The sequence below is a fragment of the Actinosynnema sp. genome (assembly GCF_052038725.1).
Genome location: NZ_JBQGCX010000159.1, coordinates 1 through 3,401 on the forward strand (window position 1 = coordinate 1; position 3,401 = coordinate 3,401).

Here is a 3,401-nt window from a genome sequence, read left to right on the forward strand (position 1 = left end):
CCGATGGGCACGGTGGCGCCGGGCGGGGTGTCCGGGTCGCACCGGCCCAGTGTCGAGTTGACGGTGACCTCGGTCGGCCCGTACGCGTTGAACAGCGCCCGCCGACCGCCCCACCGCCGCGCCAGCTCCGGGTCCAGCCGCTCCGCGCCCACCACGACGAACACGTCCGGGTCGACCGTCGCGTCGTCCGGCATCGCGGCCAGGAACGACGGCAGCAGGTTCACCCCGGTCACCCGGTGCGCCCGCACGTACTCCAGCAGCTCGTCACCGGGCACCCGCACCTCCTCCGGCGCGATCACCGACGTGCCGCCGGACAGCAGCGGCACCATGAACTGCCAGAACGCCACGTCGAAGCTGGTGGACGCGAAGTGCAGGTACCGGTCGCGCTCGGTGACCCCGACGACGTCCTCCTGCAGGGTCAGCAGGCTCGGCACGCCCCGGTGCGGCACCCCGACCGCCTTGGGGCGCCCGGTGGTGCCGGAGGTGAAGATGACGTACGCCAACCAGTCCTCGTGGAAACCGGCGCGCGCCGCCACCGGGTCCGCGTCCCACTCCGCCGGTCCGTCCACCCCGGACTCGTCCAGCAGCAGCGCGGGCGCGTCCACCGGCAGCCCGGCGGCCCGCACGTCGGCGGTGGTCAGCACCGCTGCGGGGGCGACCTCCGCGCACATCACGGCCAGCCGCTCGCGCGGGTAGCCGGGGTCCATCGGCACGTGCACCGCGCCCGCCTTGAACGCCGCGAGCAGCGCCACCACCAGGTCCACGTCGCGCGGCAGCAGCACCGCCACGCTGTCCTGCGGCTTCACCCCGGCCGCGATCAGCGCGTTCGCCACCCGGTTCGCCCGCCGGTCCAGCTCGGCGTAGCTCAGCGAGCGCGCCCGGCACACCACCGCCTCCGCGCCCGGCTCGCGCCGCACCCACCGCCCGAACTCCTCCAGGCACCCGGCCCGCTCGCGCGAGGGCTCCGCGCCCACCCCCAGGCGCAGCACGGCCTCCCGCTCCTCGTCCGGCAGGACGGCCAAGCGCCCCAGGGGGAGATCCGGCCCGTCGACCAGGCCTTCCAACACCCGCAGCAGCCACCGGCCGTACCCGCGCACGGTGTCCGCGTCGAACGCGCGCGCCTGGTAGCCCAGCCCCACGGTGATCTCCGCTCCGGGGATCACCACGACGGTCAGCGGGTAGTGCGTGGCGTCGGTGATGTCCACCCCGACCAGGTCCAGACCCGGCGCGAGGGTGGTGCGGTCCCGGTTGGAGAGCGGGAAGTTCTCCACCACCAGCATGGTGTCGAACAGCTCGCCCACCCCGGCCGCGCGCTGGAGCTCCGGCAGGCCGACGTGGTGGTGCTCCACCAGCGCAGCGCCGTGCTCGTGCACCCGCGCCAGCAGCCCGGCCCCGGTGTCGGCGGGGGAGAAGCGCACCCGCACCGGGATCGTGCCGCCGAGCTGCCCGACCGCGGTGGCGACCCCGTCGACCTCGGCGGGCCTGCCGGACACCGGGCAGCCGAACAGCACGTCCCGGCGGCCGGTGACCGTGCCCAGCAGCAGGCCCCAGGCGGCCTGGAACACCGTCGCGGTGGTGACGCCCTGGGCGCGCGCGAAGGCGGTCAGCCGGGCGCTGAACTCCTGGCCCAGCCCGAACGAGACCCGCTCCGGCCTGACCGCGCCGGTTCCGGCGCCCGCGGGGGCGAGCCGGGTGCCCTCGTCCACCCCGGCCAGCTCCGCGCCCCACGCGGCCCGCGCGGCGTCCCGGTCGCGACCGGCCAGCCAGCGGTGGAACTCCCCGAGCGGCGGGGCGGCCGGAACCCTCGGCCCACCACCGAGCTCGGCGTACAGCGCCAGCAGCGAGCGGCCCACCAGCGGCATGGACCAGCCGTCGAGCAGCGCGTGGTGGTTGGTGATCACCAACCGGTGCTCGTCCTCGGACAGCGAGCACAGCAGGAACCGGATCAGCGGCGCCCGGTCCGGGTGGAACGGCCGGGCCAGCTCCTCCCGGCAGGCCCGCTCGAACGCCTCCCCGCCCTCCCGCCGCCAGTCCAGGCGCACGGCGGCGGGCACGACCTGCACGACCTCGCCGGACGCGCAGGTGTGCAGGCGCACCCGCAGCGCCGGGGTGCGCCGCAGCAGCTCGGCGGCGGCCTCGCGCAACCGGTCCGCGTCCAGCGCGCCCGCCAGGTGCGTCACGGCCTGCACCACGTACACGTCGGCCTCGTCGTCGGCCCGCACCATCGTGTGGAACGCCAGACCGACCTGGAGCGGCGTCGCGGGCAGCACGTCCACCGCGCGCCCGTCCCGCTCGACGGCGGCCAGCTCGTCCGCGTCCAGCCCGACGAGCGGCACGTCGGACGGGGTGAGCGCGCCACCGCCCGGCCCGATCCGCCCGGCGTGCGCGGCGAGCGCCTCCAGCGCCCGCGTCCACGCCGCCTGGAGCCCGGACACCGCGTCCGCGTCCAGGACCCCGCCCGCGGCGGTCCACTCGACGGCGAGCGCGCCGTCCGCGTGCACGAAGCTGTTCAGCGCCAGCACCTGCTCCAGCTTCTTGCCACCCGGCTCGACGACGTGGAACGCGTCCCGCTCGGGCAGGCGCCAGCCGTCGCCGGGCAGCGGCGCGAACCGGCCGAGGTGGTTGAGCAGCAGCTGCGGCGGGGGACCGGCCAGCTCCCCGGCGGCGACCGGGTCCAGGTGCCGCAGCACGCCGTACCCGACGCCGTGGTCGGGCGTCGCCCGCTTGGCCTCCTTGACCGCCCGCACCAGCGCGCCCGCCGCGTCACCACCGGCGAGCGCGTCGGCCAGCGCCTCGGCCGACCGGACGGCGCCTGCGGGAGCCAGCACCGGGTACTCGCTGGTGAACCAGCCGACCGTGCGCGACAGGTCGGCTCCGGGGAGCTCCCGGCCGTGGCCCTCGGTGCTGACCGGGACCGCGTCGTCGGCCCCGCGCCACACCCGCAGCGCCAGCACGAGCGCGGCGATCAGCACCTCGTCCGCGCCTGCCCGGTAGGCGGCGGTCAGGTCGGTCAGCAGCGGCCCGGCGATTTCCGCCGGGGCGGTGGTGGTCGTGACCGCGGCGGTGGACGCGGTGTCCGCGCCGGTCAGGTCCCGCGCGCCGAGCCGGAACCCGGCGCCGCGCACGGCCCGCCAGTGCGGCAGCTCGTCCCGCCGCGCCCCGGTCGCCCCCTGCTCGGCCAGCGCCAGCGCGTGCCGCCGCCAGGACGACCCCACGGGCGGCAGCTCCCGCCCGGCGCACGCGGCCCGCAGGTCGGGCAGCAGCACCCGCCACGAGACCCCGTCGACCACCAGGTGGTGCAGCACGACGACCAGCACGCCGTCGCCCAGCGCCACCCGCACCAGCTCGCCGGCGCTCGGGTCCAGCTCACCCGCCAGCAGCGCCGCGACCTCGGCCGCCGA

1 protein-coding gene is annotated in these 3,401 nt (G+C 77.2%); it reads right to left on the reverse strand.

Annotation, left to right across the window (positions count from 1 at the left end):
* On the reverse strand, positions 1-3,401 hold a 3,401-nt coding region (locus ACTUAL_RS03035; protein ID WP_440899191.1), incomplete at both ends, for a condensation domain-containing protein.